The following is a 1,669-nucleotide window of genomic DNA, read 5'->3' as shown; positions in this document are numbered from 1 at the left end:
TAGCCTCGATCTTTCGTGAGGGTCCGCCGACGGAGTCGGCGGACCCTCACGCGTTCTGCTCCTGAGCCCGGGCAGGCCGGCGGCCCGGCCGTCGCGTCGGGTGGGCGCCGGGTTCCACTGTTCCGGGCTGGGTCCTCTTCTGGTAGGGACAGGTGAATGCGCTGGTCAGCCGGGGTTGGGTAGGAGCGCGAGGCGTTCGAGGGCGCCGGTGGTCGTGTCGGTCCAGGGCCAGTGCCGGGCCAGCCGGAGGATGCGGCGGCGGCCGGTGGTGACGAGCTGTCCGGCCACGCTGAACAGGCGCAGCCGCAGGCGACGGGGTTCCCAGAGCCTTGCCTGGCCGGTCAGCGCGATCATCGGCAGCCAGGCCAGCAGGTCGAGCGCGATCTGGACGATCTCCAGCCAGACCCGGTTCTGGGCTGTCGTATGCAGAGGCAGGTTGCGCAGGCCGGTGGCCCGGGCGGCGCGGATGCGGTCCTCGACCCTCGCGCGCAGCCGGTGGCGCAGCTCGAGCTCGGCGATCGGCCGGCCCGAGGTATTGGTGGCGAAGCAGGTCAGCCGCATGCCGTCCGCGTCCGTGAGCCGCAACTGCGCCCCGGGGTGCGGCCGTTCCTTGCGGACGATCAGCCGCATGCCCGTGGGCCAGCCGTCCAGGACATCGCCGGTGAGTTCGGCTATCCAGGCGCCGTCGCGGATCTCGCCGTCCGCCTCGGCGGCCGGCGTCCAGGCCGAGGCGGGAACCTGCAGCACATGCTGGTGGATCGCGTCGGTGATCACCATGCCGACCGAGTAGGACAGCCACCGTCCCCGCCGGGCGAGCCAGGTGACGAAGTCGTGGGTGCCGCCCGCGGAGTCGGTGCGGATCAGGGTCTGACGTCCGCGACGGTAGGTCTTCGGCAGCTGGGCCAGGGTCAGTTGGGCGGTGGTGATGTGGTCGGCGGCCGTGTTCGAGCCCGCGTTCCCGGGCCTGAGCAAGGCGGCGACCGGCTCGCCGGTACCGCCCGGTCCGTGGTCGACGAACCCCATCAGCGGGTGATGGCCGTAGGTCTTCTTCCAGGTCGGGGCCGCGTCCTCCTTCTCGGAGTGCGCGGTCACGAGGACGCCGTCGAGGTCGATCGTGACCTGTCCGTCGGTGTCCGGAGCCCGGTCGCCGGCCAGTGACCAGACCCGGTTGCGGACCTCGGAGCGTGCGGCGCGGATGGCGGTCAGGGCTTTCTCGCCGGAGGCGGCGAGGGTGGCGATCAGGCGGGAGACCGTCGGGTCGGAGGCGACCGGCCCGAACACCGCCGGCTCGGCCCGCAGCATGCCGACATCCGCGAGGCAGTCCCCGCCCAGCGCCACCGCCAGGGCGACGTCCAGCAGGATCTTCCCCGGATCGTGGACGGCCCGCGGTCTGCGCCACGGAGCCAGGGCTGCGGATATCGCCTGGTCCAGGCCCGTCTTGCGGACGGTCTCCACCAGCAGGACCGAACCGGCCTGCGAGACGACCTGGCGGCCGTCCCCCAGGACACGGACACGTGGGTACGACGCGATAGGCTCTCTCACCTGGAAAGTGCTCTTTTCCTTGCAGCCAACAGGACCCTCAGCAAGTCCTATCGTTGCAGGTCAAGAGCACTTTCTGCGTTTCTGATCAACCTTCGGACAGGCCACTTCGTGAAAGCGCGAGGCTAGG

The 1,669-nt window shown here is 70.8% G+C and carries 1 protein-coding gene; it reads right to left on the bottom strand.

Annotated features, from left to right (window positions below; translation table 11 throughout):
- Positions 1–165: 165 nt before the first annotated feature.
- A complete protein-coding gene (locus L7D48_RS28625; RefSeq protein ID WP_237883989.1) occupies positions 166–1,542 on the bottom strand; it encodes an IS1380 family transposase in 1,377 nt (458 codons plus the stop codon).
- Between the last annotated feature and the right edge of the window lie 127 nt (positions 1,543–1,669).

Origin of the sequence: Streptomyces sp. ICN903 (genome assembly GCF_022015835.1) — a bacterium.
In the GTDB taxonomy this organism is placed as follows: domain Bacteria; phylum Actinomycetota; class Actinomycetes; order Streptomycetales; family Streptomycetaceae; genus Streptomyces; species Streptomyces fenghuangensis.
The sequence above is the reverse complement of the archived record's forward strand: the minus strand, read 5'-3'. Positions and strand labels throughout refer to the sequence as shown.